We start from the raw sequence: 26964 nt of genomic DNA, 5'->3' as shown, positions 1-26964 counted from the left end.
AGACAAAGCGAGAGGGACCCTGAGCGCTGTGAGGCTGAGCACGCCGCCCCACAGCGCCCGTCAGCTCAGGCCTCGGCGGAGAGCCGGTCCCTCAGGGAGCGCAGCCGCACGATGGTCGACTCCCTGCCGAGCAGCTCCATCGACTCGAACAGCGGAGGGGAGATCCGACGCCCCGAGAGCGCGCTGCGCAGCGGCCCGAAGGCCAGGCGCGGCTTGATGCCCATCTCGTCGATGATCGCGGCGCGGAGCGCCTCCTCGAGCGCGGGAGCGGCGAAGGAGCCCTCGGGCAGCGCCTCGATCTCCGTGATCGCACGCTCGAGCACCGCGGCCGGGTCGTCGCCCAGCTTCTTCAGCGCGTCCTCCTGGACCTCCAGGTCCTCGTCGGCCACGAACAGGAAGCCCATGAGGTCGGGGGCCTCCCCCAGCAGGTTCATGCGGGTCTGGACCAGCGGGGTGGCGGCGGCGACAAGGGCTCGCTGCTCCTCGCTGATCTCCTCCCCGAGCACCCCGCCGGACTGGAGGTAGGGCAGCAGGCGCTCGGCGAGCTCCGCCTCGGGCAGCAGACGGATGTGGTCGGCGTTGATCGCGGTGGCCTTCTTGAGGTCCACGCGCGCCGGGTTCGGGTTGACGTCCGAGGCGTCGAAGCGCTCGATGAGCTGCTCGCGGCTGAAGATGTCCTCGTCGGCGCTGAAGCCCCAGCCGAGCAGGGCCAGGTAGTTGACCATGCCCTCGGGGACGAAGCCCTGCTCCCGGTAGAGGAAGAGGTCCGCCTGGGGATCACGCTTGGAGAGCTTCTTGTTGCCCTCTCCCATCACGTAGGGCAGGTGCCCGAACTCGGGCACGCGCTCGGCGACGCCGATCTCGATCAGGGCGCGGTACAGCGCGATCTGCCGCGGCGTGGAGGACAGGATGTCCTCGCCGCGCAGCACGTGGGTGATCCGCATGAGCGCATCGTCGATCGGGTTCACCAGCGTGTACAACGGCTTCCCGTTGGCGCGCACCACCACGAAGTCCGGGGTGGTGCCGGCCTTGAAGGTGATCTCGCCGCGCACCATGTCGGTGAAGGTGATGTCCTCGTCGGGCATGCGCAGGCGCCAGGTGGGCTCGCGGCCCTCGGCGCGCAGGGCCGCCTTCTGCTCGTCGGTGAGGTCTCGGTCGTGGCCGTCGTAGCCGAGCTGCGGGTCGCGCCCCGCGGCCTTGTGGCGCTCGACGATCTCCTCGGCGGTGGAGAAGGACTCGTAGATGTGGCCGGAGGCCTTCAGCTTCTCGATGACGTCCTGGTAGATGTCCGAGCGCTCGGACTGACGGTACGGGCCGTCGGGCCCGCCCCTCTCGACGCCCTCGTCCCAGTCGATGCCGAGCCAGCGCATCGCATCGAGCAGCTGGTGGTAGGACTCCTCGCTGTCGCGCGCGGCGTCGGTGTCCTCGATGCGGAAGACGAGCTTGCCGCCGTGATGACGGGCGTGCGCCCAGTTGAACAGGGCGGTGCGCACCATGCCGACGTGCGGGGTGCCGGTGGGGCTCGGGCAGAACCTGACCCGGACCTCGTCGGTCGTGGTGGTGCTCGGGGCGGGGGCGGTGGTCACGCGGAGGACTCCTGGGGTGTGAAGCGAGGTGGGCGGTCGGTGATGCGGCGGCTCAGCGGCGCACGATCGGATTGGACAGGGTGCCGATGCCCTCGATGGTGATGTCGACGGTGGCGCCGGCGGGGACGGTGCGGACTCCGGCGGGCGTGCCGGTGAGCACGAGATCGCCGGGCAGCAGCGTGACGACGGCGGAGATCTCGGCGACGAGGTCGGCGACGGAGCGGATCATGTCCGCCGTGCTGCCCTCCTGGGCCGTCTCGCCGTCGACCGAGCTGGAGATCGAGAGGCCGGCGACATCCAGATCCGTCTCGATCCAGGGGCCGATCGGGCACGAGGTGTCGAAGGCCTTGGCGCGGAACCACTGGCTCTCCTCGCGCTGGGCGTCCCGCGCGGTGAGGTCGTTGGCGCAGGTGTAGCCGAGCACGTGGTCCGCGACCTGCTCCGGGGCGAGATCCTTGGCCATCCGCTTGATGACCACGGCGAGCTCGGCCTCGAGGCTGACCTCCTCGGAGTAGCCCGGCATCACCACGGGGTCGCCGGGGCCGACGACGGCGGTGTTGGGCTTGAGGAAGAACAGCGCCTGATCGGGCACCTCGTTGCCGAGCTCGGCGGCGTGAGCGGCGTAGTTCCGGCCCACGCACACCACCTTCGAGCGCGGGATGACGGGGGCGAGCAGGCGGACGTCCTCCAGGGGCACGATCGTGCCGGTGGGACGGATCTCCGTGTACAGGGGGTCCCCGGTGATTCCGTAGACCATGTCCCGGCCGTCCTTCTCCTGGACGATGCCGTACATGGGGTCGTCACCGGTGGTGAATCTGGCGATGCGCATGCGCGCCAGTCTAGGTCGTCGTCGCTCGGCCGTCGGTGGAGGGGCACCATGCGAGGATGATGCGCGTCCCCGAACAGTGAGGTCACCGCCCGATGACGCCTGCCGCACCTCCCGCCCAGATCCTCTACACGGCCCGGCCCGCTCTCTGGGCCCGGATTCTGCTGATCGCCGTCGGCGTCGGGATCGTGCTCATGGTGGGGCCCGGAGCCGTGGCTCTGCTGGTCGCCGAGGGAGGCCCGTCACCATGGGGGTGGGCGGCCCTGGGTCTGTCGCTGCCCTTCCTGCTCGTCGTCGTCGTGCTCGTGGTCCTCGCACAGCGTCCTCGGTTCACCGTCACCACCTCGGGCATCGAGATCCGCACGCCGCTGCGCACACGCCGTCTCCCCTGGCAGGACATCGCTCTCATCGAGGTCGATGAGGGATGGATCCACCAGGGGCAGACGATGGTCGTGCTCCGCGACGGCCGACGGATCGGTGCCCCGATCACAGCGGCCCGCTCGGCGATGCGGCGCGGCGAGCGCACCTCGGACCATGGCCCAGGACTCCGTGGCGCGGCGCGGCCCACCCGCGCCGCGATCGACGCCCACCGCCGATGGCTGAGCGGAGATCTCGGCCCACGATGACGGCGGCGCACGGAACGGCATAGGCTCGACGTCGGACCGGCACGGACCCCAGGGGGAACACCATGACCACATCCGTCGACGACTTGCACAAGCGCACGATCATGGCGGCAGGAGCTCTGGCCGAGCATGCCTCCGGAGAGCTGCGTGGCATCTCAGGCCTCACTGACGAGGAGATCCTCGCCCTCGTCGGTGCCGAGGACCTCGAGCACTTCGACCTCCCGTGGGTCACCGCTCGGGAGAAGGCCTTCCCGGCATATTCGAGGGACGAGGTCCGCGTGGCGGCGCTTCGTTCGCTGATCGTCCGCGGCGGAGTCAGCACCGAGCAGGTCATGGCGGCGATCGAAGGGAGGGAGCCGGGTGCGGCCGCTGAGAGCTTCACGCCGAGCGCGCTCCTGTCGGGCATCCTCGCCCGGCGCGCGCTGGCCCGACGGGCACTTCGCATCGCCAGCCCCGCGGGCGAGCCCTCCATGACCCTGAGAGTGTTCATCGATGCGGACCTCAGCGTCATGCACGAGCTGACCTCGCAGGACGGCCTGCACCGCTTCCTCATGAGCGACCTGGATCATGCGGCCGACGCGATCGTGGCCCGCATCGACCCTGAGGGGATCACGCCGGTGAGCGCCGCACCTGGCGAGCTGGTCTCAGGATCCTGGCAGGACCTCGAACAGGATCCGACCCTGGGTCCTCTCCTCACGAGCGCGCAGCAACGGTGCCGGATCACCCTCGAGGATCGACAGGAACGAGTGCGCAGCGACCTCTCCGTCGCCGTCGGCGAGCACGGAAGCGTGGTCCTCCGCGAGGCGGATGACGCAGCGACGCTGGAAGCAGTGGTCGTCTCCGCGTCAGAGCTGCGAGAGCTCGCCCTCTCACTCCTGGACCCGAGCGGTTCGGTCGACTGAGGTCACGCCAGGCCGTCTCGCGTCCAGCCGCTGGTCACCATGGGAGCACGGAGTCCAGAGCATCGTTGACGACAGTGGCGCCGCCCTCGATCATCTGCTGCGCTCCCTGAGGGATGATCGACTCCACCGCCAGCTGCGAGCTGTCGATCATCGGGTCGATGATCGGCACCGCGTCACGCACCGCCTCGGAGCCCCGTCCGAACAGGTCGTCTGCGTAGTCCAGCGCACCTGTGTCGACACCAGCCTGCTCGAGGAGGAAACGTGAGGTGGATCCACCGTGGTCGCCGCCGTTGATCGCGTCGAGCTGCGCCGCCACGGTCGCGCCGGACCAGAGCGCATCCGCTCCCGAGGTGAAGATCCCGGCCACCTCGCCGACTGGTGCGGTGTACGGGATGACGCTGAGAATCCCGGCTGCCGTGTCGAGCGTGTTGATGCCGGCGGTGACCGCACCGTCCATCGTGCCGAACAGCTCCCCGTCCTGGAAGCTCTGAGCCATGTCGTACATCCCGATGCCGATCGACGGGATGTCCATCGCGAGACCGGCGATCGTCCCGGGAAGTCCGATACCAGGGATCATGCTCGTCACGTCGACCCCGGCCCCGAGAGAGTTCCAGGCGATGTTGCCCAGCATCCCGGATTCCGGTCCGCCGAGAAGGTCGCCGAAGAATCCGTCGCTCTCCTTCGGTTCGTAGTCCTCCAGCCACTCCCCGAAGACATCCCAGGGAGTTCGACCACCCCCGCCTCCGCGTTCTCCCGAGCCCCCGCTCGATCCATCGTCGCTGCAGGTGTCCTGGCCGTCCGCCTCCTCCTCGAGAAGAACGGCGCGCTGCTCGAGGCGTTCACAGGCCTCTGCACCTCGGTTGCGGACCTGCGATTCCCACAGCTGGAGAAAAGCGTCCGCATCGGCGCCGATCCACTCGACGGAGCGGACCGTCCCGTCCACCGCCTGGATCAGCTCCTCGAGCCGTCGACCTCCGCTTCGGATCCGCTCGCCGTGGTCGCGCACCTGGTCCGTGTCCGCCCCGAGAAATGTCATCGCCGCCCCCCTCGCCCTCGTGTCGCGCGCCGCCGTGGCGCGCGTCATCCGCCGTCACCGTGATCCTAGGCAGGCGTGGCCTCTCCCGCCACGGGGAGAACTCCCCATGGCCCGGAAGCGATCTGCGGCGTGTCACACGTGGCACAGGCCGACAGGGCGAACCGACGCTGATCTATCGGGCCGTCCCCTCGATCCTGTACATGACCACGGTCGGGGTCCTCCTGGTGATCCTCACCGCCACGATGCTGGGACGTCCTCGTCGGTGGACAAGGACACCGCACCGACATATGATTGAATCCTCAACCGTCTTTGGCAGGAGCGCAGATGACCCTCGACCCGCAGTCCCTCACCTTCGGCCTCGACACCTTCGGCGACGTGACCGTCGATGGCGCCGGGAAGGCCGTCCCCGCCTCCCAGGTGCTGCGGGACGTGGTGGCTCAGGGCGAGCTCGCCGACCAGGTGGGCATCGACCACTTCTCCATCGGCGAGCACCACCGACCCGACTTCGCCGTCAGCGCGCCGGACGTCGTGCTCGCGGCGCTCGCCTCGCGCACCGAGCGGATCACCCTGGGGACCGCGGTGATCGTGCTCAGCTCCGACGACCCGCTGCGCGTCGTCGAGCGCTTCTCGACACTGGATGCGCTCTCGGAGGGCCGCGCCGAGCTGACCGTCGGGCGCGGGTCCTTCACCGAGTCCTTCCCGCTGTTCGGCTTCGCCCTGCAGGACTATGAGGAGCTCTTCGAGGAGAAGCTGGATCTGCTCGCCACAGCGATCACCGGGGAGCCGATCACCTGGACCGGCGCGACCCGGCCCCCGCTGAAGGACCAGTCCCTCTTCCCGCCGCTCGAGCGGGCGCTGCCCACCTGGGTCGCCGTGGGTGGGAGCCCGAACTCGGTGGTACGGGCCGCCCGTCACGGCCTGCCGCTGATGCTCGCGATCATCGGCGGTCCGGCGCAGCGCTTCGCGCCCTACGTGCAGCTCTTCCACGAGGCCACTCAGAAGCTCGGCAATCCTCGCCTGCCCGTCGGCGTGCACTCCCCCGGCCACATCGCCGCCGATGACACGACGGCCCGCGACCAGCTGGCCCCGCACTGGATCCACAACCGCACGGAGATCGGTCGCGAGCGCGGCTGGGGCCCCGCCGGCGTCGCCGAGTTCGACGGCGAGGTGCAGCACGGCGCTCTGTACGTCGGCTCGCCGGAGACGGTGGCGCGCAAGATCGCCGCGACGATGCGCGCCCTGGACGTGAACCGCTTCGACCTGAAGTACGCCAGCGGCCCCATGCCGCACGAGCAGCTCATGGAGTCGATCAGGCTCTACGGGACCGAGGTCATCCCGCGCGTGCGCGAGCTGCTGTCGGAGCCGGGCGGGCCGGCGTCCGCAGCCGGTTCCGCCTTCGACGAGGACTGAGCGCCAGGGGCCGCTGCTCAGCGCCTCGGGTCCTCCAGCATCATCGAGCGCAGGCGCAGCTCCGCCTCCTGGCGGCTGACGCCCTCCCTCGCCTCCGTCACCAGCGGGTGGTCGGAGCCCGTCTCCGGAACGATGATCGGAGGCAGCCCACCCGGAGCGGTCACCCGCACCGGCACCGACAGCGAGTCGGGGTGCCCGGGGAGCCGGCTGGCGAGCGTGCCGCAGTACTCCCCGCGGTGCGCGGGCTGCTCCCAGTGCTCGACGAGGTCCAGATAGTCCCTCTCGTCAACCCTGACCCATGGCTGGAGCACGAGCAGCGCCTGCTCGCCCCGGACCGGCAGCGACAGGAAGCCGCTCAAGTAGCAGTCCACCGAGCGGCCGTTGTCGATGAGGCACAGCTCCTCGGTGGAACGGCTGCGGAACAGACGCTCCCAGGGCGACATCCTCAGATAGGCCTCCGGGCCCTCGAACTCGATCAGCGGCCAGGGTCTGTGCTCGGTGCCGTCGGTCCCCTCGTGGCGGCGGCCGCAGCCGACGCAGTCGAAGTCGATCCCGGTCATCTCCATCGCTCCTCCTCCCGACGGCGCCCTGCCGTGGGATGCCAGCCACCGTAGGGAGAGGAGAGAAGTCGGTGCCGCGCGCGAGCCCGTGGTGTGCACGACGATGGACTGGGGAGGAAGGGCGATGCCCCCGTAGGCTCGACACATGACCGGACAGCCCACCACGATGCTCTCGGTGGCCGGGGCGACGGCCGCCCGTCGCGCCCACGAGGAGCGCGCCGACGCGCTCACCGCCGCGCATCGCGAGCGCAGGGCCCGCGGCGAGAAGCACGCGGTGGAGGACTTCCTGTTCACCTACTACCCCTTCTCCGCGGCGAGGCTGCGGCGCTGGCATCCGGGCTGGGCGGTCTCGTATGACGCGGCCGCGGACATCGGAGCGGACGGCACGAGCCTGATCGTCGACGTGGACGAGGCGGGACATCGTTCCTGGTACGTCGACTCGGCAGGGAGACCGGCACTGCGCAGGGCCGACGTCGCGCGGTACCTCTCGGAGCGCGGAGACGCCCTGGGCTTCATGACGCGGCTGCTCTCCGCCTCGTCGCTGTCCCGCCGCAGGCCCGAGTTCGGCTGCTTCGGGCTCCACGAATGGGCGATGGTGCACCGGGTCCCCGAGGGCGGTCAGCGCCACGAGGACCTGCCCCTCCGGCTCACGGCGGCCGAGACCGACGCCGTCGTGGAGCGCGAGAACCTGGTGTGCTCCCACCTCGACGCCTTCCGCTTCTTCACCCCGTCGGCCGCACCGCGAAACGCCTTCGAGCCCACCCGCGCGACGCAGGTCGAGAACGACAACCCGGCGTGCCTCCATGTGGGGATGGACCTCTACAAGTGGGCCATGAAGCTCACCCCGCTGATGCCCTCGTCCCTCGTGCTGGACTGCTTCGAGCACGCCCGGGACACCCGGGTGCTCGACATGGAGGCGAGCCCGTACGACGTCCGGGGCCTGGGCTACGGGGTCGTGGCGATCGAGACGCCCGCCGGGAAGGCGGAGTACGTGCGGCGCCAGCGAGCGCTGGCCCAGCGGGCCGATGCGCTGCGCGAGCGGATGCTCGCCGTCCTCAGCGGACTGCATCCTGCTACGTGGTGAACAGAGCGACGGGCCGGCCTCCGAGGAGGACCGGCCCGTCGCCGAGGAGGGTGCGACTCAGAGAGCGGCGGCCTCCGAGTAGGCGTCCTGCGCATCAGCGCCGTAGTAGGGGCCGTACATGACGTCCTTCTGGGTGTTGTAGCCGAAGCTGTTCACCGAGTTCTGGGCTCCGTTGTCCAGGAACCAGGGGCCACCGGAGGAGCCACCGGTCATGTTGCAGGGGATGCCTTGGGAGAGGGTCCCGCCCAGCGTGTCATCGCTCGCGGTGCCCGAGCAGGACTCGAGGGACTGGCCGTCGAAGGGCGAGGCGGCCGGGTAGCCGTAGGAGGTGTAGTGCTGGCCGCGCGCCTGGTTGAAGGCGATGCCCGTGGTGCCGACCGTGCCCTCCAGCGTGCCGCTGCCGCTCTCGGGGACGACCTTCGCGAAGGCCACGTCGTAGCTGATGTCCTCCTGCTGCACCCACTGGTCGGTGGAGACCAGATCGGTCGCCGCCCAGGTGCCGTACGGAGCGGAGCCGTGGTCGTAGCCGGGGACGAACACCCAGTTGGTGGCCCAGGTGCCGGCGTCGTTCACGCAATGGCCGGCGGTGGCCACGGTGGAGCCGTTGCCGGAGGCGACGGCATTGCCGGAGCAGACGTAGTCCACGCCGCCCTGGGTGAAGAAGACCTTGCCCACGGTGTCCTTGGCGCCCGCCGCAGGCTGCGGAGCGGGCTTGCCCTTGCCCTCCGGCTTCCCCTTGGCGTCCGGGTTCGCGGCGTTCTGACCCGGGACGGTCAGCGGGCTTCCGACCTCGACATCCGGACTCGCGTCACCTTCGCCCGGGACGAGCTCGTCGGCCGGCTGCGCCTCCTCCATGCGCTCCGAGGTCCAGTAGCCGTGGGCCGATGCCTGCGAGGACGCGGGGACCGCGGCGCGGTCGGTGTCCGGGCCGTCGGCGGAGGCGAGGCCTGCACCGCCCAGGGTGAGGACCGCGGCCAGCGCGACGCCTCCCAGGGTCCGGGTGCTGCGGGCGAGGAGTGGTGTGCGCATCGGGGAATGCCTTTCGTGGGGAGGGAGGGACGACGTCGGTGTCGTCGTGTCGGCACGCTATGTCATGTGACGCGCACCACGTCACCCCATCGGTACCGAAAGTCCGGGTACGCCCGATTCGCCGAGGTCGCCGATGGTTACCGATCGGTACGCCCGAGACGGGCGCTCTCCGCCTCGCCGCAGTCGCCATCCCTGCTGGCCATACCGGGTGCATCAGCCTCCTCGGTCGACGGCCCCCGACCCGCTCCCGGAGGATTATCACGATCAGGTAACGATCGCCCATGGGGGGCGGGAACCGCTCGCTCCCGGCGCCCCTCGTCCCAGTGCTCGAACGCTCCCTCGCCGGCCCGCTCGGCCGGGGTGAGCGAGGAATCCTCGGATCGTCGTGCAGGCATCAGGTCATCCTTCCGTCGCGGGTCTCGAGGGTAGCCCCCTGGGTCGGGACAGCTGGTGCGGGCACCCTGGCAGACTGTGGTCATGCCGATCCTGATGCCGTTCCTGCCCGAGAGCTCCGCCGACGCCGGACAGGATGCGATCGTCGACGGATTCATCGAGGCGCAGGAATCCGTCGGCCGGACGCTGTATCCGCACCAGGAGGAGGCTCTGCTGGCGATCGCCGCCGGCGACCACGTCATCGCGGCCACTCCCACCGGCTCCGGGAAGACCACCATCGCCTACTCGGCGATCTTCGCCGCGATGGCCCGTGGAGAGCGCTCCTACTACACCGCGCCGATCAAGGCCCTGGTGAGCGAGAAGTTCTTCGACCTGGTCGCGCAGTTCGGTGCCGAGAACGTGGGCATGATGACCGGCGACTCCGCCGTCAACCACGACGCCCCGATCATCGTGTGCACCGCGGAGATCTTCGCCAACCACGCCCTGCGAGACGGCCCCGGCAGCGAGGTGGGCCTCGCGGTGATGGACGAGTTCCACTACTACGGCGACCCGCAGCGCGGCTGGGCCTGGCAGGTCCCGCTGGTGGAGCTCCCGAACTGCCAGTTCGTGCTGATGAGCGCGACCCTCGGCGACGTGACGCGCTTCGTCGACGACCTCACCGAGCGGACCGGGCGCGAGGTGAGCGTGATCGACGATGCCCCGCGACCGGTGCCGCTGGACTTCCGCTGGTCCCTCGAGCCGCTCCCGGAGACCATCCAGACGATCCTCACGGACCGCGACGCCCCGGTCTACATCGTCCACTTCACCCAGAAGGACGCCCTCGAGCAGGCCCAGGCGCTCCAGGGGCAGAAGATCCTCGAGGCCGGGGAGAAGGAGCGGATCCGCGAGATCATCGGCGACTTCCGCTTCTCGAAGGGCTTCGGTCAGATCCTCTCCCGTCTGGTCCGCGAGGGGATCGGCGTGCACCACGCCGGGATGCTGCCGAAGTACCGCCGCCTGGTCGAGAAGCTCGCCCAGTCCGGCCTGCTGAAGATCATCTGCGGCACCGACACCCTGGGCGTCGGCATCAACGTGCCGATCCGCACCGTGCTGCTGACGGGGCTCGCGAAGTTCGACGGCAAGCGGATGCGCCTGCTGAACGCGCGCGAGTTCCACCAGATCGCAGGGCGTGCCGGACGCGCGGGGTACGACACCATCGGGCACGTGGTGGTGCAGGCACCCTCCTGGACGATCGAGTTCGAGAAGGAGCGCGCCAAGCACCTCGCCCGCGAGGAGGCCGGGAAGGTCTCCAACAACGCGAAGAAGCGGAAGAAGGAGCCCAAGCCCCGGATCCCCGAGGGCGCGATCTCCTGGTCCGAGGCGACCATGACCAAGCTGGTCGAGAACTCCCCCGAGCCGCTGCGCCCCCATCTGAAGATCACCGCCGGCATGGTGCTGGCGCTGATCTCCCGCCCGGGGGACGCGATCGCCTCCGGCCGCCACCTGATCATGACCAGCCATCAGACGACGGGCCAGAAGCTCGCCCTGGTCAAGGCCGCCGTGGACCTCTTCCGCGGGCTCCGCGACGCGGAGATCATCGAGGTGCTCGAGACCCCGGACCACCTCGGTCGAGGCTTCGCCCTGGTCGAGGATCTCCAGCTCGACTTCACCATGAACCAGCCGCTCGCCCCCTTCGCGATCGCGATGATCGACTCGCTGAACGAGGAGTCCGAATCCCTCAGCCTCGACACCGTCTCGATCATCGAGGCGATTCTCGAGGACCCCCGCCAGATCCTGCTCGCCCAGCAGAACGCCGCCAAGGGCGAGCTGCTCGCGGAGCTCAAGGCCGACGGCGTCGAGTACACGGAGCGGATGGCGCGACTGGACGAGGTCACCTGGCCGAAGCCGCTCGAGGAGGACCTCGAGGCCGCGCTGGAGATCTACGCGAAGTCCCGACCCTGGGTGCGGGCCGACGACCTCTCCCCCAAGTCCGTGGTGCGTGAGATCCACGAGACCGGGCAGACCTTCAGCGAGTTCGTGCAGCGCTACGGTCTGCAGCGCTCCGAGGGCATCGTGCTGCGCTACCTCTCCGACGCCTACCAGGCGATGCGCCGCACCATCCCCCAGGATCTGCGCACCGAGGGGCTCGAGGACATGATCGAATGGCTCGGCGTGCTGGTACGGGGCATCGACTCCTCGCTGCTGGACGAGTGGGAGGCGCTGACGCACCCCGAGGACCTCGACGAGGACGGCGCCTCCGAGATCCGCCCCAGCTCCCCGCGCGGGCTCTCCTCGCAGACCAAGGTGCTGCGCACCATGGTCCGGGCCGCCATGTGGCAGAGGATCGAGCACTTCGCCTTCGAGCGGGAGAGCCGTCTGGCGGAGCTGGACTCCGCCTCCGGATGGGACCGCGCCCGGTGGGCCGAGGCGATGGACGAGTACTACGACAGCTACGACCACGTGGGCATCGACGGCCCGGCCCGGTCACCGGAGCTGCTGCAGATCACCGAGGAGTCCAAGGTGTGGCGGATCCGCCAGGCGGTCGACGACCCCGACGGCAACCACGACTGGGCGATCGAGGCCGAGCTCGACCTGGAGGAGACCGACGAGACCGGCGAGCCCGCGCTGGTGATCACGCACGTGGGCACCGCGGCGACGAGGCCCTGAGGCCTGTCGAGGGGCTCCACGAGGTGATCGGGAGCCGGAGCTGAACAGCGCGATGGGCCGGAGCTCCTCGGAGCGCCCGGCCCATCACGTCAGGTCTGCTGTGACCGATCCGCGACATCGAGCGGATCGGTCACCGATCACTGGGGGTTGATCTCCACAGCCTTGCGGGCCTGCGGGTTGATCTCGACCTGCGGGTTGATCTCCACCTGCGGATTGATCTCCACGGCCTTGCGGGCCTGCGGAGTGATCTCCACAGCCTTTACCGTGCGGGCCTGGGGGTTGATCTCCACGGCAGCCGCGGCACCGGCGCCCGCGACGCCCAGCGCCACGGCGAGGCCCACGCCTGCGGCCAGCCGGGCGGCGCGCCCCAGCGAGCGGTGCTGCGCCTGGTCCATTCCCTGCACATCCTTGTCAGCGGTCACGGCGATCGTCCTCTCGACGAAACAATGGGGCGGCATCAGAGGGAAAGTCCGCCTTGCCCCAGAATACCGGGTTCGCGGTACTGCACAAGTGTCAGATTCCTGCCGACAGTCGTCTCTGCCGACCGGACTCCGTCAGGAGGGGTCGAGCTCCAGATCCACCATGAGCTCGGCGGCGATCGTCTCGAGGGCTTCTCTGACCCCGTTCTCGTCGGCCTCTGCCGGCAGGCGCACCTCGGCCTCGGCCTCGAACAGCATCCCGCCGCCCTCCGGGGCCTCACGCGTCCAGCTGCGGAGGGCATCGATGGTCGCGCCCTGCGAGCGCAGCGCCGAGGAGATCTCGCGGACCATGCCGGTGCGGTCCTGGCCCAGCAGGTGCAGCCGCAGGGTGCTGTGGGCGGTCGCCCCGACCGGGCTGCCGGCGGCCGCGGCCTCGACCTCGAGCCCCACCTCGTCGGCGAGGGAGGGCAGCGCATCCAGGAAGTCCTGGGCGCGCTCGTCGGGGAGCTCGACCTGCACGATCCCGGCGAACTTCCCGGCGAGGAGCGCGAGCTGGCTGTCCACCCAGCTGCCGCCGTGCTCGTCGACGGCGGCGGCGAGGGCCGCCACGAGACCGGGGCGGTCGTCCCCGATGGCGGTGAGCACATAGGCGGTGGTCGGCGCATGGGTCGTCATGGCCTCAGCGTAACCTCCGACACCGCTGGGGATGGCGGGATCCCGGGGCTCAGACCCCGGACTTGAACAGACCGTAGGTGTACGCGTCGTAGATCGCCTCCCAGGAGGCTTCGATGACGTTGGGGCCCACGCCCACGGTCTGGAACTCGAGACCGCGACCGGAGGTGCGCACCAGCACGCGCGTGGTGGCGTCCGTCCCGTGGTGGGCGTCGAGGATGCGCACCTTGAAGTCGCGCAGCTCGAACTCGTCGACCTCCGGGTGGCGTTCGCGCAGCGCCGCCCGCAGTGCGAGGTCCAGGGCGTTGACCGGCCCGTTGCCCTCGGCGATCGCGACCTTGCGCTCGTGCTCGCCCTCGCCGTCCGCGAGCAGCTTCACCGTCGCCTCGGACTCGAGGGTGCCGTCCCGTCCCAGCTGCGAGGTGGCCCTCCAGGACTCCACCGTCGAGTAGCTCGGCACCTGGCCGAGCGCGTCGAGCAGGAGCAGCTCGAAGGAGGCGTCGGCCGCCTCATAGGAGTAGCCGACCGCCTCTCGCTGCTTGACCGCCGCTGCCAGACGCGAGAGCAGCTCCGGCTCGCCGGCCAGGTCGAAGCCCAGCTCGCGCCCCTTGAGCTCGATCGAGGCCCGGCCTGCCATGTCGGAGATGATCATCCGCATGTCATTGCCGACCAGCAGCGGATCCGTGTGCTGGTACAGATCGGGATCGACCCGGATCGCGCTCGCGTGCAGTCCGGCCTTGTGCGCGAAGGCGCTCGCCCCGGCGTAGGGAGCGCGGGCGGCGACCGGCATGTTCACGATCTCGCCGATGGCATGGGCGATGCGGGTGGTCTCCCCGAGGGTCTCGGCCGAGAGAAGCTCCAGCCCCATCTTCAGCTGGAGGTTCGCCATCAGGGTGACGAGGTCGGCGTTGCCGGTGCGCTCGCCGTAGCCGTTCACGCAGCCCTGCACATGGGTGATCCCGGCGCGGACGGCGGCCAGGGTGTTGGCCACCGCGCAGCCGGTGTCGTTGTGCATGTGTGCACCGAGACGGGCCTCCCCGACCCCGGCCGCCTCGAGGCGGGAGCCGAGGTCCTCGATGATCTCTGTGACCTGGTGCGGGAGCATCCCGCCGTTGGTGTCGCACAGCACCAGCACACGGGCGCCCGCCTCCTGGGCGGCGACCAGGACGGAGGTGGTGTAGTCGGCGTCGTGGACGAAACCGTCGAAGAAGTGCTCGGCGTCGACGAAGACCTCCCGGCCGAGCCCCACGAGGTGCTCGACGGTCTCGCGCACCATGGCGAGGTTCTCCTCGCCCGTGGTGCGCAGGGCGCCGGTGACGTGGCGGAGATCGGACTTCGCGACCAGGGTGATCGTGGGCGCGCCGGAGTCGACCAGCGCAGCCACCTGGAGATCCTCCTCGACGGCGACGCCCGCCTTGCGGGTCGCGCCGAAGGCGGCGAGCCGGGCGTGGTGCAGCTCGAGCTCCCCTGCCGCGCGGGCGAAGAACTCGGTGTCCCGCGGGACGGCGCCGGGCCAGCCGCCCTCGATGTAGGTCATCCCGAGCTCGTCGAGATGCCGCGCCACGGCGAGCTTGTCCGCGACCGAGAGCGTCAGGCCCTCCTGCTGGGAGCCGTCGCGCAGCGTGGTGTCGTAGAGGTGGAACGCGGGGATCGGGGCGGCCTTCACGGCGTCGTGGGTCGTCATCGCGCTCAGACCAGCCTGGTCAGCCAGCCGTGACGGTCGGCGATCCGGCCGTACTGGATGTCCGTGAGCTCCTTGCGCAGCGCCAGGGTGGTCTCTCCCGAACCGCCGTCGCCGACGGTCCAGGTGCCGCCGTGGGCCTTGAACTCACCGATCGGGTTGATCACCGCGGCGGTCCCGCAGGCGAACATCTCGGTGATCTCGCCGCTGGCCAGCTGCTCGAGCACCTCGCTCATCACGAGCGGCTGCTCGCTCACGCCCAGCCCGCGATCCTCGGCCAGGCGGAGGATCGAGGCGCGGGTGACGCCCTCGAGGATCGAGCCGGTCAGCGCCGGGGTGAGCAGGCGGCCGTCGCGGGTCACCGCGAAGACGTTCATGCCGGAGAGCTCGTCGATGCTGGTGTGCGTCTCCGAGTCGAGGAAGAGCACCTCGTCGGCACCGTGCTCGGCGGCCTCGCGCTTCCCCAGCAGCGAGGAGGCGTAGTTGCCGCCGCACTTGGCGGCGCCGGTGCCGCCGGCGCCGGCGCGGGCGTACTCGTCGGTGATCCACACGACCAGCGGCTGCACGCCGCGCGGGAAGTACGGACCTGCCGGTGAGGCGATGACGTAGTAGTCCACGGTGTGCGATGCCCGCACGCCGAGGAACTCCTCGCTCGCGAACATGAAGGGACGCAGGTACAGCGACTCCTCGCTGGTCGCCTCCGGGACCCACGGCTCGTCGGCGGCGACCACCGCGCGCAGCGAGGCGAGGAACTCCTCGGTGGGCAGCTCGGGCAGCGCGAGTCGTCGCGCGGAGCGCTGCAGGCGCTCGGCGTTCACCTCGGGGCGGAAGGTCCAGATCGAGCCGTCGGCATGCCGGAACGCCTTCAGGCCCTCGAAGATCTCCTGGCCGTAGTGAAGGACCGCGGCGGCCGGGGAGAGCTGCAGGGGCCCGTACGGGAGGACCTCCGACGTCTCCCAGCCGCCCTCCGCCGTCCAGCGCGCATGCGCCATGAAGTCGGTGAAGTGGGACCCGAACCCGGGGTCGGCGAGGATCTGTGCGCGCTCGGCGTCGCCGGTGCGACGGGTCGTGCTGGTCTGGGTGAAGTCGAGCGCGCTCACGGGGGTCTCCTCGGTGATGGGGACGGGCGGGGTCAGTCTGTCAGGGCCGGGGCGTCAGCGACCGGAGATCGCGGCGACCAGGGCGTCCCCGATCGCAGCGGTGCCGCGGCCGGAGAGCTCCTCGGAGCCGGCGCGGGCGGCGACGTCGTTCTCGACGGCAGCACGCACTGCCGCTGCCGGCTCGACGTGGCCCAGGTGGTCCAGCATGATCGCGATCGAGAGCACCGTGGCGGTGGGGTCGGCGAGATCCTTCCCGGCGATGTCCGGAGCGGAGCCGTGCACCGGCTCGAACATCGAGGGGTAGGCGCCGGTGGGGTTGATGTTGCCGCTCGCGGCCAGCCCGATGCCGCCGCCCACGGCGCCGGCGAGATCCGTGACGATGTCGCCGAAGAGGTTGTCGGTGACGATCACGTCGAAGCGGGACGGGTCCTGCACCAGGTAGATCATCATCGCGTCGACGTGGGCGTAATCGACCTCGACCTCGGGGTGCTCCGCGCCGACCTTCTCGACGATGCGGCGGTAGAGGTGACCGGCGTGGACCAGCACGTTGTGCTTGTGCACGAGGGTGAGCTTCCTGCGGCGGCTCTCGGCCTGCTCGAAGGCGTAGCGGACCACGCGCTCGACCCCGACGGCGGTGTTCAGCGAGACCTCGGTGGCGACCTCGAGATCGGTGCCCGTGCGGAGCGAGCCTCCGTTGCCGACGTAAGGCCCCTCGGTGCCCTCGCGCACCACCACGAAGTCCATCTCGCCGGGGTTCGCCAGCGGGGAGCTCACGCCCGGGAACAGCCGGGTGGGGCGCAGGTTCACGTAGTGGTCGAAGGCGAAGCGGAGCTTCAGCAGGAGTCCGCGCTCGAGCACGCCCGAGGGCACCCCCGGATCGCCCACGGCGCCGAGCAGGATCGCGTCGTGCTCGGCGAGGCGGGCCATGTCCTCGTCGGTCAGCGTCTCGCCGGTGCGGTGCCAGCGACCCGCGCCGAGGTCGAAGTCGGTGGTCTCGACGGTGACGCCGGCCGGCTCGAGGGCGGCGCGTAGCGCGCGCACGCCCTGCGGGACGACCTCCTTGCCGATGCCGTCGCCCTCGATGACGGCGAGGCGCAGGGTGCTGGCGGATCCGGGGGTGGGGGTGCTCATGGCGTGTTCTCCTCGACGAGGGACAGGACGGGGATCAGTAGACGAGATCGACGGCGTGGATGGAGCGCGCCTCGATCGCGGCGCCGAGCTCCTCGGCGAACTCGCGGTCGACGGACTCGTCGAGGTTCAGCACGACGAGCGCCTCGGCGCCCCGGACGCTGCCGGCGCGGGAGACCTGCATGCCGGCGATGTTGATGCCGGCCGCACCGAGGCGCTGGCCGTAGGTGCCGATCAGGCCCGGGCCGTCCTCGTACCGGATGATCAGCAGGTGGTCGCTCATGGCGAGGTCCAGGGCGTGGCCGAAGACCTCGGTGAGCTTGTGCTCCTGGTCCACGCCGCTGAGCGTGCCGGAGACGCTGACGACCTCGCCGCTGCGCAGGGTGCCGCGCAGCGTGATGACGTTGCGGAAGCGCTCGGAGGTCTCGTCGGTCACGAGCTGCACGCCGATGCCGCGCTCCTCGGCGAGGACGGGCGCGTTGACGTAGCTGACCTGCTCGGTTACCACGGAGCGGAAGAGACCGCGCAGGGCGGAGAGCTTCAGCGCGGTGACGTCGCGCGTCGCGATCTCGCCGTGCACCTCGATGTCCAGCAGCTCGGGGGCCTCCCCCGCGAGAGTGGTGAAGAGCTGGCCGAGCCGATCGGCGAGGGCGACGCCGGGGCGCACCTCGTCGTCGATCGCGCCGCCGGCGACGTTCACCGCGTCCGGGACCAGCTCGCCGGCCAGTGCGAGGCGCACCGACTTCGCGACCGCGACGCCGGCCTTCTCCTGGGCTTCGGCGGTGGAGGCGCCGAGGTGCGGGGTGAGGGTGACGTTGTCGAGCTCGAGCAGGCGCTTGGCCGTCTCGGAGGCGGCCGGCGGCTCGGAGCTGTAGACGTCCAGGGCGGCGGCGGCGATCTGACCCGTGGTCAGCGCCACGTGCAGCGCCTCCTCGTCGATCAGGCCGCCGCGGGCGGCGTTGACCACGTGCAGGTCGGGCTTGGCCAGCGCGAACTCCTCGGCGCCGATCAGCCCGGTGGTCTCGGGGGTCTTCGGCATGTGCACGGTGACGATGTCCGACTCGCGCATCAGCTGGTCGAGCTCCACGACGCGCGCACCGAGCTCGGCGGCGCGGGCATGGTTCACGTAGGGGTCGTACGCCAGGAGGTTCACGCCGAAGGGGCGCAGGCGCTCGGCGACGAGCTGGCCGATGCGGCCGAAGCCCACGACACCGACGGTCTTGCCCAGCAGCTCGACACCGGTGAGCTGCTTGCGCTCCCACCGACCCGCCTTCACCGACGCGTCGGCGCGCCCGAGGTTGCGCAGGGAGGCGAGGATCAGCGCGACCGCCAGCTCGGCGGCCGAGGTGATGTTGGAGGTGGGGGCGTTGATGACCATGACGCCCGCGCTCGTGGCGGCGGGGACGTCGACGTTGTCCAGGCCCACGCCCGCACGGGCGACGACCTTCAGCGAGCGGGCGGCCGCGAAGACCTCGGCGTCGACCGTCGTCGCGGAGCGGACCAGCAGGGCGTCGGCGTCGGCCACGGCGGCCAGCAGCGCACCGCGGTCGGTGCCGTCGACGTGGCGGACATCGGCGTCATCACCGAAGACCTCGATGGTGGCGGGCGAGAGTTCTTCGGCGAGCAGCACGACGGGACGCGTCACGGGGGTGCCTTTCGGAAAGGGGTGGGACGGCCGACGACGCAGCCGTCATCGGAACCGAGGACAGCGTACTGCGCTGTCCGCCATTCGGGCTGGGAGGTCAGGATTCGAGACTGCGGTGATCCCTCGGACGACGACGGCGGGTGCTCCCCTGCTGGGGTGCACCCGCCGCGCGGTCGACGATCGCAGATCAGCGCGCGGCGCTGCCCTCGACGTAGTCGGTGTCGATGGCCTGGGCGCTCCAGGAGAACATCTTGCGCAGGTCCTTGCCGACGACCTCGATCTGGTGCTTCGCCTCGGTCTCGCGCAGCTCCTTGAACTCCGGGGCGCCGGCGTCCTGGTCGTCGATGAAGCGCTTCGCGAAGGCGCCGCTCTGGATGTCCGCGAGGACGTCCTTCATGGCCTTCTTGGTGTCGGCCGTGACGACGCGGGGGCCGGAGACGTAGTCGCCGTACTCGGCGGTGTCGGAGATCGACCAGCGCTGCTTGGCGATGCCGCCCTCGAACATGAGGTCGACGATCAGCTTGAGCTCGTGGAGGACCTCGAAGTAGGCGATCTCGGGCTGGTAGCCCGCCTCGGCGAGGGTCTCGAAGCCGGCCTGGACGAGGTGGCTCATGCCGCCGCAGAGGACGGCCTGCTCACCGAACAGGTCGGTCTCGGTCTCCTCGGTGAAGGTGGTCTTGATGACGCCGGCGCGGGTGCCGCCGATGCCCTTGGCGTAGGAGAGCGCGAGGTCCCAGGCGGAACCGGTGGCGTCCTGCTCGACGGCGACGATGTCCGGGATGCCGCGGCCGCCGACGAACTCGCGACGCACGGTGTGGCCGGGAGCCTTCGGGGCGATCAGCAGCACGTCGACGCCCTCGGGGACCTCGATGTAGCCGAAGCGGATGTTGAAGCCGTGGGCGAAGGCGAGCGCCTTGCCCTCGCTCAGGTTCGGCTGGATGGACTCGGCGTAGACCTTCCGCTGGTCCTGGTCCGGGGTGAGGATCATGATCAGGTCGGCCCACTCGGAGACCTCGGCGACGGTGCCGACGGTGAGGCCCTCCTCCTGCGCCTTGGCGGCGGACTTCGAGCCCTCGCGGAGGCCCACCCGGACCTCGACGCCGCTGTCGCGCAGGTTCAGCGCGTGGGCGTGGCCCTGGGAGCCGAAGCCGACGACGGCGACCTTCTTGCCCTGGATGATGGACAGGTCGGCATTGTCGTCGTAGAAGATCTCAGCCACGATGTGCTCCTTCGTTGTGGGGTGCGGGCGACAGGTCGATCCTATCGCCGGGTGTCTTACGTCGTGAGAAACGGTCTTGGGATGCGGGATCGCGGGGTGCGACCGCGAGGTCAGCCGAGCAGGCTGCGATCGGTGATCGCCCGCCCGCCGCGGCCGATGGCGACCTCGCCGGACTTGACGATCTCGCGGATGCCGAAGGACTCCAGCATTCCCAGCAGCGCCGAGAGCTTGTCCTGGGTGCCGGTGGCCTCGACGGTCACCGAGTCGGCGGCCGCATCGACCACCTTGGCCCGGAACATCTGCACGATCTCCAGCACCGAGGTCCGCGTCGAGTTGTCGGCGGTGACCTTGATGAGGATGAGCTCGCGCTGCACGGTCGAGCGCGCATCGAGCTGGACGATCTTGAGCACGTTGACGAGCTTGTTGAGCTGCTTCGTGATCTGCTCGAGCCGGTGCTGCTCGACATCGACCACCACCGTGATGCGGGAGATCTCCGGGTGCTCGGTCGGTCCGACCGCGAGGGAGGAGATGTTGTACCCGCGGCGGGAGAACAGCGCGGTGACGCGGGTGAGCGCACCGGGGGTGTTCTCCACCAGGACCGAGAGGGTCTGGCTGTCGGGGGTCATCACGTAGTCCGTGGTGCTCGCCGCCGACGCGGTCTGCGCGGCGGTCTGGTTCGTCGGATTGGTGGTCATGATCAGATGTCCCTCTCCCACTCGGGGCTCATGCCCTGCGCGATCTGGATCTCGTCGTTGGAGACGCCGGACGGCACCATCGGCCAGACCATCGCGTCGGCGCTGACGGTGAAGTCGACGACCACGGGGCGGTCGTTGATCTCCATCGCCTGCGCGATGGTGGCGTCGATGTCCTCGTCCCGCTCGCAGCGCAGGCCCGCGCAGCCGTAGGCGTCGGCGAGCTTGACGAAGTCGGGGATGCGGCGCGAGCCGTGCCCGGTGTTCAGCTCGGTGTTGGAGTAGCGCTGGTCGTAGAACAGGTTCTGCCACTGGCGCACCATGCCGAGGCTGGAGTTGTTGATGACCGCGACCTTGATCGGGATCTCGTTGATGACGCAGGTGGCGAGCTCCTGATTGGTCATCTGGAAGCAGCCGTCGCCGTCGATGGACCACACGACCTTGTCCGGCTGGCCGACCTTCGCGCCCATCGCCGCGGGCACCGAGTAGCCCATGGTGCCCAGGCCGCCGGAGTTCAGCCAGCTGTAGGGCTGCTCGTACTTGATGAACTGGCTGGACCACATCTGGTGCTGGCCCACGCCGGCCACGAAGATCGAGTCCGGTCCGGAGATCGCACCGATGCGGGAGATGACCTTCTGCGGGGCGGTCAGGCCGTCCTCGGTCTCGGTCCAGCCCAGCGGGTAGTTGTCCCGGAGCATGTCCAGGGTGTTCCACCAGGTCTCGTAGTCGCGCGTGTCCTCGGCGGCCAGGCGCTCGGTGAGCTCGGCGGTCAGGGCCCGCGCGATCTCGGCGGCCTCGCCCACGATCGGGACGTCGGCGATGCGGTTCTTCGAGATCTCCGCCGGATCGATGTCCGCGTGGACGACCTTGGCCCCGGGGGCGAAGGACTCCAGGACACCGGTCACGCGGTCGTCGAAGCGCGCACCGATGTTCACGATCAGATCGGAGCGCTGCAGCGCGGAGACCGCGGCGACCGTGCCGTGCATGCCGGGCATGCCCAGGTGGCTGGGGTGGGAGTCGGGCAGCGCGCCCCGGGCCATCAGCGTGGTCACGAAGGGTGCGCCGGAGACCTCGATGAGCTCGCCGACCTCTTCGGTGGCCTTGCCGCGCAGCACGCCGCCGCCGAGCAGGAACACGGGCCGCTTGGCCTCGAGCAGAAGGGAGACCGCCTCGCGGATCTGCTTGCCGTGGGGGCGGGGGGCGGGACGGTAGCCGGGCAGCCCCAGGGCCTCGGGCCAGGAGAACTCGGTCATCGCCTGCTGGGCGTCCTTGGTGACGTCCACGAGCACCGCGCCGGGCCGACCGGTCGAGGCGATGTGGAAGGCCTGCTTGATCGCCAGCGGGATGTCATCCGCGTTCTTGACCAGGAAGTTGTGCTTGGTGATCGGCATCGTCATGCCGACGATGTCCGCCTCCTGGAAGGCATCGGTGCCGATGAAGGAGGAGCCGACCTGACCGGTGATCGCGACCAGGGGGATCGAGTCCATCTGGGCGTCCGCGATGGCGGTGATGAGGTTGGTGGCGCCGGGACCGGAGGTGGCCAGGCAGACGCCGACCTTCCCGGTCGCGTGGGCGTAGCCGCTGGCGGCGTGGCCGGCGCCCTGCTCGTGACGGACCAGCACGTGGCGCAGGCCCTCCGCGTCCATCAGCGGGTCATAGGTGGGCAGGATGGCGCCGCCGGGAAGGCCGAAGACGACCTCGGCCCCGGCGTGCTTGAGGGACTCGACCAGCGCCTGCGCGCCGGTCATCTGCTGTCCGTTCATCGGAACTCCTTCGTCGTCTCGGACGGTGGTTGTGGCGGTGCACTGCGGGGAATCCCCTCCCCTGCTGCTCGCCTCCCGGCCGGGACACGAAAAAGCCCCTCCGCCTGGGGCTCAGGGAGGGGCGCGGGTGACGTGCTCGTAGGACGAACGGGCGTCAGCCGCGCTCGGTAACTACGAGGATCGTCGTGTGCATGGGATCACCATAGCGGCCCGGACAGGGCCTGCCCGACGAGTCCAGCATGCGGACTCCACCGGGTGGAGGCGCGCTGCGGCGCCCGCTCCCGGGAGGGAACCGGCGCCGCGGGTAGCGCTCCGGGCCATGCTCAGTCCAGCGGCCGACGGGTCGCGCCGTAGGTCGCCGAGCGCACCAGGTGCGCGTAGACCTTCAGAGCCTGGGAGACCTGGCGCTCGCGGTTCTCGGGGCGCCAGGGCAGCGGCCCCTTCGCGGTGCGGCGCCGCTCGATCTCCTCCTCGGGCACGTCGAGCTCGAGCAGGCGCTTGTCCACGTCGATGATGATGCGGTCGCCGTCCTCGATCAGGCCGATCAGCCCGCCCTCGGCGGCCTCCGGGGAGATGTGGCCGATCGAGACGCCGCTGGTGCCGCCGGAGAAGCGGCCGTCGGTGATGAGCGCGCAGGTCTTGCCGAGCCCGCGCCCCTTGAGGAAGGAGGTCGGGTAGAGCATCTCCTGCATGCCCGGGCCTCCCTGCGGGCCCTCGTAGCGGATCACCACGACGTCCCCGGCCTTGACCGTCTTGTCGAGGATCTTCTGGACCGCCTCCTCCTGGGAGTCGCAGACCACCGCGGTGCCCTCGAAGTGGAAGAGGTCCTCGGTGATGCCGGCGGTCTTGAACACGGCGCCGTCGCGGGCGAGGTTGCCCTTCAGCACGGCGAGACCGCCGTCCTTGGTGTGGGCGTGCGGCACGGCGCGGACCACGCCGTTCTCGCCGTCGAGGTCCAGGTCGTCCCAGGTGTTCGTGGTGGAGAACGCCTGTGTGGTGCGCACACCTCCGGGAGCGGCGTGGAACAGGGCCTCAGCCTTCTTCGACGCCTTGCCGCCGCGCACGTCCCACTCGTCCAGCCAGCTGGTGAGGTCGGGCGAGTGGACGGTGTGGATGGTGTGGTCCAGCAGCCCGGCCCGGTCCAGCTCGCCGAGGATCGCGGGGATGCCTCCGGCGCGGTGGACGTCCTCCACATGGGCGGTGCCGTTGGGGGCGACCTTGGAGAGCGTGGGGACCAGGCGGGAGATGCGGTCGATGTCGTCCAGGCCGAAGTCGACCCCGCCCTCGATCGCGACGGCGAGGATGTGCAGGATCGTGTTGGTCGAGCCGCCCATGGCGACATCCATCGCCATCGCGTTGGAGAAGGCGGCCTTCGTCGCGATCGAGCGCGGCAGCACGGACTCGTCGTCGTCCTCGTAGTAGCGGCGGGCGAGATCCACGATCTTCCGCCCGGCCTCGAGGAAGAGCTCCTTGCGGAAGGCGTGGGTGGCGAGGGTGGTGCCGTTGCCGGGCAGGGAGAGCCCGAGCACCTCGGTGAGGCAGTTCATCGAGTTGGCCGTGAACATGCCGGAGCAGGAGCCGCAGGTGGGGCAGGCGTTCTCCTCGACCTCGGCGAGCTGCGCGTCGGTCACCGTTTCGTCCGCGGACAGCGACATCGCGTCCACCAGGTCGATGCGTCCGTCGGTGACGCCCTCGACCGGCTTGCCGGACTCGGAGGGGCCGCCGGAGACGAAGATGACCGGGATGTTCAGCCGCATCGCGGCCATCAGATGGCCGGGGGTGATCTTGTCGCAGTTCGAGATGCACACGAGGGCATCCGCCGTGTGCGCATTGACCATGTATTCGATGGAGTCGGCGATGATGTCGCGGCTGGGCAGCGAGTAGAGCATGCCGCCGTGGCCCATCGCGATGCCGTCGTCCACCGCGATGGTGTTGAACTCCTTGGAGATGCCGCCCGACTCGGCGATCGCCGAGGCGACCAGGTCGCCCATGTTCTTGAGGTGCACGTGGCCGGGGACGAACTGCGTGTACGAGTTCGCGATCGCGATGATCGGTTTGCCGAAGTCGCCGCTCTTCATGCCGGTGGCGCGCCAGAGGGCGCGGGCGCCTGCCATGTTGCGGCCATGGGTGGAGGTGCGGGATCGGAGCTGAGCCATGCCGCCATGCTACGCCGCCATGCGAGATGGTGGTGTCAGCATCCGGACGGTGGGCGACCGGTGGAGACGCCGACCCTCGCGACGGGGTTCGCCATCCTCCCCGCATGGAGCAGCGAGGAGGACTGGTCTCCGAGGTCCACCATCTGCAGGGTGTTGCGCAGCTGCAGCCGGTTCAGGCACGAGTGGGCGAAGGAGCCGGTGCGCAGCTCCACATCGCCGGCGAGGCCGCGGGCCAGATCCGGGTGGTCCGCCTCGTACTCGTCGAGCACGCCGGCGACCTGACGCCAGAAACGGTCTGCCGGAAGGATCCCGTCGGCGTCGAGGATGCCGGCCAGGTGGCGCAGCACCCCGTCGAAGACGTCGGTGAAGATCGACAGCGCCTTCTCCTCCCCCGGCACCACGGCCCGCACTCGCTCCATCCCGTCCGGCAGCGGGCGGTGCCCCACCACTGCCATCTCCTCGCCGATGTCCTTGTAGAAGGCGCCGACCACCTGCTGCTCGCGCACCCGCAGGATGAGGTTCTCGCCGTGGGGCATGACCACCACGTCGTGGGCGAGGAGGAGGTGGACGAGCGGGCGCAGAGAGGCGCGCAGGTACCCGGCGAGCCACTGCTCGGGCGGCAGCCCCGACGCACGCAGCATCGCCGCGGCGAAGGAGCGGCCCTCGTGGTCGCGGTGCAGCAGCGCCGCCATGGTGAAGGCCCGCTCCCCCGGCGCGAGCTGCGCGGCGGGGCTCTCGCGCCACAGCGCCGCGAGCATCTTGCGGTGCGGGTTCGTGGTGCGGGTGCGGTGGTAGGCGTCACCCGTGTACCCGATCGCCGCGCGCTCACGCAGCACGCGGAAGCCCTGGGCGGAGAGCTCGGGATCCTCCGCGACGAGCGCGGCGAGCCAGTCGTTGATCGCGGGGGTGTCCCGCATGTAGTGCGGGGACAGGCCGCGCAGGAACCCCATGTTCTGGATCGCGAGGGCGACCTTCACGTAGGGGGCGCCGGGTCGGGTGCGGTTGAGGAAGGTGCGCAGGGACTGCTGGGGCTGCATCTCGTCGCCGCCGGCGCCGAGGGGCACGAGGTCTCCGCGCGCGATGTCCGGCGCGAAGGTGATCGGCAGACGATGCTCCGCCTGCCAGGGGTGCATGGGCATCAGGTGGTAGTCCGACGGGTCGAGGCCACGGCCGGCCAGACGCCCCTCGAGGGCATGCCGCTCCTCCGGCGACAGCGACCAGACGGCGTGATCCTCCTCGGTGAGCCCCTCGCCGAGGGCGAGGTGACTCTGCTCGCGCCGCATCGCGACCCACTCCAGACGCGTCGAGCGGCCCTGTTCCGGGGCGTAGTCGCGGTAGTCGGGCAGGGAGAAGCCGATGCGGCCGTTGTTCGCGAGGAAGCCCGGATGTCCCTCGGTCATCGCGGCCTCGATCTGCGGCAGGTCCGCGCACAGGAGGTCCTCGGCCGACGGCCGCTCGCCGCGTCGGCCCTCGTCGAGGGTCGCGCAGCGGGCCGCGAAGGTGGAGGCGAGCTCCTCGAGGTAGGTGGACAGGAGGCCGTCCGGGATGGCGAGGACGTCCTGCAGCTCGGCGACGAGGACCTGCACGTCCAGCGGCGTGCGGGCGCCTCCCACGGTGCGGGTGATCGAGACGGGATCGATGAGCCAGTGCTCGAGCGGCAGCACCCGGGCGGAGAAGTGGTAGCGGACCTCGGTCCCGGGGACCCCGAGCGCGAAGCCGCCCTCGCCGTCCGGCTCCGGGGCGAGCACCCGCTCGTGGGAGAGCTCGGCGAGCGCCTTCGCGACGAGATGGCGGTGGGCCCGCTCCCCGGTGTCGGGGCGGAGGTGGGCGGTGGGCCTCGTCCCGGGACCGAGGGGCGAGGCGTCGAAGTCCGCGCGGGTGCAGACGCTGAGCGCCGCGCGCTTGGCGCCGGCCCCCTCGGGGAGCAGGACGTGCTCCAGCACCCGGAAGCCGGCCGCCGCGTTCTTCGCGAGCACCGCGGTGTTGCGCTCGTCGGGCTCGACGACCACGCGGGCGGCGCCGCGCTCATGCAGGCACCAGGAGACCACCTTCCCCATCACCGCGGCGGTGAGCCCGTGCTCGGGAGTCCCGGACGGCGGCGCGATGAGCAGGTGCATGCCGAGGTCTCCGGGCTCGGGCGCGAGCAGCCCGTCTGGCAGCAGATGCGCGGGGTCGTAGGTCTCGACGTAGACGAGCGGTGCGCCGTCGCGCGCACCGATCCAGCCCTGCTCGTGCTCGGAGGCGGCGATGCGGTCGAGGTAGGCGAACACCTGGGCAGGGCTGTGCTCCGTCATGCCCCAGAAGCGGGAGCGTTCGGTGGCGAGCCAGCCGTGCAGCAGCTCGGCGTGGGCGGCGGGATCCAGCGGGGTGAAGGTCAGGTCCATCAGGGGTCTC

The 26964-nt window shown here is 70.3% G+C and carries 21 protein-coding genes; 5 read left to right on the top strand and 16 right to left on the bottom strand.

Annotated elements, in window-relative coordinates; genetic code table 11:
* Window positions 1-65 precede the first annotated feature (65 nt).
* Entirely contained in the window at window positions 66-1586 is a 1521-nt protein-coding gene (gene gltX / locus CFK41_RS07325) for a glutamate--tRNA ligase (RefSeq protein WP_096799062.1), read from the bottom strand.
* Between the two features lie 52 nt (window positions 1587-1638).
* The gene (locus CFK41_RS07320) at window positions 1639-2415 is read right to left on the bottom strand and encodes a fumarylacetoacetate hydrolase family protein (RefSeq protein ID WP_096799061.1); all 777 of its coding nucleotides are present in this window, start codon (window positions 2413-2415) and stop codon (window positions 1639-1641) included.
* A 92-nt stretch (window positions 2416-2507) separates the two neighbouring features.
* Here CFK41_RS07320 and CFK41_RS07315 point away from each other — a divergent pair, with 92 nt between their 5' ends.
* Window positions 2508-3038 carry a PH domain-containing protein gene (locus CFK41_RS07315; RefSeq protein WP_096799060.1) on the top strand — a complete coding sequence of 177 codons (531 nt, stop codon included), beginning with the start codon at window positions 2508-2510 and terminating at the stop codon, window positions 3036-3038.
* Window positions 3039-3100: 62 nt separating this feature from the next.
* Complete coding sequence (locus tag CFK41_RS07310) at window positions 3101-3937, top strand: hypothetical protein (RefSeq protein ID WP_096799059.1); 837 nt, start codon at window positions 3101-3103, stop codon at window positions 3935-3937.
* A gap of 34 nt (window positions 3938-3971) precedes the next feature.
* On the opposite strand, the gene CFK41_RS07305 is transcribed toward CFK41_RS07310, so the two are convergent.
* The gene (locus CFK41_RS07305) at window positions 3972-5021 is read right to left on the bottom strand and encodes a WXG100 family type VII secretion target (RefSeq protein ID WP_151904703.1); all 1050 of its coding nucleotides are present in this window, start codon (window positions 5019-5021) and stop codon (window positions 3972-3974) included.
* A 276-nt stretch (window positions 5022-5297) separates the two neighbouring features.
* On the opposite strand from CFK41_RS07305, the gene CFK41_RS07300 reads away from it, so the two are divergent.
* Window positions 5298-6383 (top strand): LLM class flavin-dependent oxidoreductase, encoded by a 1086-nt coding sequence (locus tag CFK41_RS07300; RefSeq protein ID WP_096799057.1) that lies wholly within the window; start codon window positions 5298-5300, stop codon window positions 6381-6383.
* A gap of 17 nt (window positions 6384-6400) precedes the next feature.
* On the opposite strand, the gene CFK41_RS07295 is transcribed toward CFK41_RS07300, so the two are convergent.
* Entirely contained in the window at window positions 6401-6949 is a 549-nt protein-coding gene (locus CFK41_RS07295; protein ID WP_169928798.1) for a DUF2199 domain-containing protein, read from the bottom strand.
* 139 nt (window positions 6950-7088) lie between these two features.
* Here CFK41_RS07295 and CFK41_RS07290 point away from each other — a divergent pair, with 139 nt between their 5' ends.
* Window positions 7089-8027, top strand: coding sequence for a 3-methyladenine DNA glycosylase (locus CFK41_RS07290; RefSeq protein WP_096799055.1), 939 nt, complete (start codon window positions 7089-7091; stop codon window positions 8025-8027).
* 57 nt (window positions 8028-8084) lie between these two features.
* Here the strand turns inward: CFK41_RS07290 and CFK41_RS07285 are convergent, their stop codons facing one another.
* The gene (locus CFK41_RS07285) at window positions 8085-9056 is read right to left on the bottom strand and encodes a trypsin-like serine peptidase (protein ID WP_096799054.1); all 972 of its coding nucleotides are present in this window, start codon (window positions 9054-9056) and stop codon (window positions 8085-8087) included.
* Window positions 9057-9533: 477 nt separating this feature from the next.
* On the opposite strand from CFK41_RS07285, the gene CFK41_RS07280 reads away from it, so the two are divergent.
* Window positions 9534-12095 carry a DEAD/DEAH box helicase gene (locus CFK41_RS07280; RefSeq protein ID WP_096799053.1) on the top strand — a complete coding sequence of 854 codons (2562 nt, stop codon included), beginning with the start codon at window positions 9534-9536 and terminating at the stop codon, window positions 12093-12095.
* Window positions 12096-12232: 137 nt separating this feature from the next.
* Here the strand turns inward: CFK41_RS07280 and CFK41_RS07275 are convergent, their stop codons facing one another.
* The 11 genes from CFK41_RS07275 to CFK41_RS07225 all read right to left on the bottom strand — a co-directional run bounded on the left by CFK41_RS07275 (window position 12233) and on the right by CFK41_RS07225 (window position 26954).
* Window positions 12233-12517, bottom strand: coding sequence for a hypothetical protein (locus CFK41_RS07275; RefSeq protein ID WP_151904701.1), 285 nt, complete (start codon window positions 12515-12517; stop codon window positions 12233-12235).
* Window positions 12518-12649: 132 nt separating this feature from the next.
* Window positions 12650-13189 carry a glycine cleavage system protein R gene (locus tag CFK41_RS07270; protein ID WP_096799051.1) on the bottom strand — a complete coding sequence of 180 codons (540 nt, stop codon included), beginning with the start codon at window positions 13187-13189 and terminating at the stop codon, window positions 12650-12652.
* A gap of 49 nt (window positions 13190-13238) precedes the next feature.
* Window positions 13239-14870, bottom strand: a complete 1632-nt coding sequence (gene cimA, locus CFK41_RS07265) for a citramalate synthase (protein WP_096799050.1) — start codon at window positions 14868-14870, stop codon at window positions 13239-13241.
* A 5-nt stretch (window positions 14871-14875) separates the two neighbouring features.
* Entirely contained in the window at window positions 14876-15967 is a 1092-nt protein-coding gene (locus CFK41_RS07260) for a branched-chain amino acid aminotransferase (RefSeq protein WP_096799049.1), read from the bottom strand.
* Between the two features lie 54 nt (window positions 15968-16021).
* Window positions 16022-17098 carry a 3-isopropylmalate dehydrogenase gene (locus CFK41_RS07255; RefSeq protein WP_096799048.1) on the bottom strand — a complete coding sequence of 359 codons (1077 nt, stop codon included), beginning with the start codon at window positions 17096-17098 and terminating at the stop codon, window positions 16022-16024.
* 34 nt (window positions 17099-17132) lie between these two features.
* Window positions 17133-18740, bottom strand: coding sequence for a phosphoglycerate dehydrogenase (gene serA / locus CFK41_RS07250; RefSeq protein WP_096799047.1), 1608 nt, complete (start codon window positions 18738-18740; stop codon window positions 17133-17135).
* Window positions 18741-18927: 187 nt separating this feature from the next.
* Window positions 18928-19959: a ketol-acid reductoisomerase gene (gene ilvC / locus CFK41_RS07245; protein WP_096799046.1), complete on the bottom strand. Its 1032-nt coding sequence runs from the start codon at window positions 19957-19959 to the stop codon at window positions 18928-18930.
* Between the two features lie 110 nt (window positions 19960-20069).
* Complete coding sequence (gene ilvN / locus CFK41_RS07240; protein ID WP_096800989.1) at window positions 20070-20585, bottom strand: acetolactate synthase small subunit; 516 nt, start codon at window positions 20583-20585, stop codon at window positions 20070-20072.
* Between the two features lie 71 nt (window positions 20586-20656).
* Window positions 20657-22414 (bottom strand): acetolactate synthase large subunit, encoded by a 1758-nt coding sequence (locus CFK41_RS07235; protein WP_096799045.1) that lies wholly within the window; start codon window positions 22412-22414, stop codon window positions 20657-20659.
* A gap of 323 nt (window positions 22415-22737) precedes the next feature.
* Window positions 22738-24570, bottom strand: a complete 1833-nt coding sequence (gene ilvD / locus CFK41_RS07230; protein ID WP_096799044.1) for a dihydroxy-acid dehydratase — start codon at window positions 24568-24570, stop codon at window positions 22738-22740.
* A gap of 35 nt (window positions 24571-24605) precedes the next feature.
* A complete protein-coding gene (locus CFK41_RS07225) occupies window positions 24606-26954 on the bottom strand; it encodes a GNAT family N-acetyltransferase (RefSeq protein WP_096799043.1) in 2349 nt (782 codons plus the stop codon).
* Window positions 26955-26964 lie beyond the last annotated feature (10 nt).

This window comes from Brachybacterium ginsengisoli, from assembly GCF_002407065.1.
GTDB lineage: Bacteria > Actinomycetota > Actinomycetes > Actinomycetales > Dermabacteraceae > Brachybacterium > Brachybacterium ginsengisoli.
The sequence above is the reverse complement of the archived record's forward strand: the minus strand, read 5'-3'. Positions and strand labels throughout refer to the sequence as shown.

What these genes read in the sequence shown, in the direction of transcription:
- CFK41_RS07320 (WP_096799061.1), bottom strand. Translation starts at nt 2,415, where the DNA reads ATGCGCATCGCCAGATTCACCACCGGTGACGACCCCATGTACGGCATC.
- CFK41_RS07315 (WP_096799060.1), top strand. Translation starts at nt 2,508, where the DNA reads ATGACGCCTGCCGCACCTCCCGCCCAGATCCTCTACACGGCCCGGCCC.
- CFK41_RS07310 (WP_096799059.1), top strand. Translation starts at nt 3,101, where the DNA reads ATGACCACATCCGTCGACGACTTGCACAAGCGCACGATCATGGCGGCA.
- CFK41_RS07305 (WP_151904703.1), bottom strand. Translation starts at nt 5,021, where the DNA reads ATGACGCGCGCCACGGCGGCGCGCGACACGAGGGCGAGGGGGGCGGCG.
- CFK41_RS07300 (WP_096799057.1), top strand. Translation starts at nt 5,298, where the DNA reads ATGACCCTCGACCCGCAGTCCCTCACCTTCGGCCTCGACACCTTCGGC.
- CFK41_RS07295 (WP_169928798.1), bottom strand. Translation starts at nt 6,949, where the DNA reads ATGGAGATGACCGGGATCGACTTCGACTGCGTCGGCTGCGGCCGCCGC.
- CFK41_RS07290 (WP_096799055.1), top strand. Translation starts at nt 7,089, where the DNA reads ATGACCGGACAGCCCACCACGATGCTCTCGGTGGCCGGGGCGACGGCC.
- CFK41_RS07285 (WP_096799054.1), bottom strand. Translation starts at nt 9,056, where the DNA reads ATGCGCACACCACTCCTCGCCCGCAGCACCCGGACCCTGGGAGGCGTC.
- CFK41_RS07280 (WP_096799053.1), top strand. Translation starts at nt 9,534, where the DNA reads ATGCCGATCCTGATGCCGTTCCTGCCCGAGAGCTCCGCCGACGCCGGA.
- CFK41_RS07270 (WP_096799051.1), bottom strand. Translation starts at nt 13,189, where the DNA reads ATGACGACCCATGCGCCGACCACCGCCTATGTGCTCACCGCCATCGGG.
- cimA (WP_096799050.1), bottom strand. Translation starts at nt 14,870, where the DNA reads ATGACGACCCACGACGCCGTGAAGGCCGCCCCGATCCCCGCGTTCCAC.
- CFK41_RS07255 (WP_096799048.1), bottom strand. Translation starts at nt 17,098, where the DNA reads ATGAGCACCCCCACCCCCGGATCCGCCAGCACCCTGCGCCTCGCCGTC.
- ilvN (WP_096800989.1), bottom strand. Translation starts at nt 20,585, where the DNA reads ATGACCCCCGACAGCCAGACCCTCTCGGTCCTGGTGGAGAACACCCCC.
- CFK41_RS07235 (WP_096799045.1), bottom strand. Translation starts at nt 22,414, where the DNA reads ATGAACGGACAGCAGATGACCGGCGCGCAGGCGCTGGTCGAGTCCCTC.
- ilvD (WP_096799044.1), bottom strand. Translation starts at nt 24,570, where the DNA reads ATGGCTCAGCTCCGATCCCGCACCTCCACCCATGGCCGCAACATGGCA.
- CFK41_RS07225 (WP_096799043.1), bottom strand. Translation starts at nt 26,954, where the DNA reads ATGGACCTGACCTTCACCCCGCTGGATCCCGCCGCCCACGCCGAGCTG.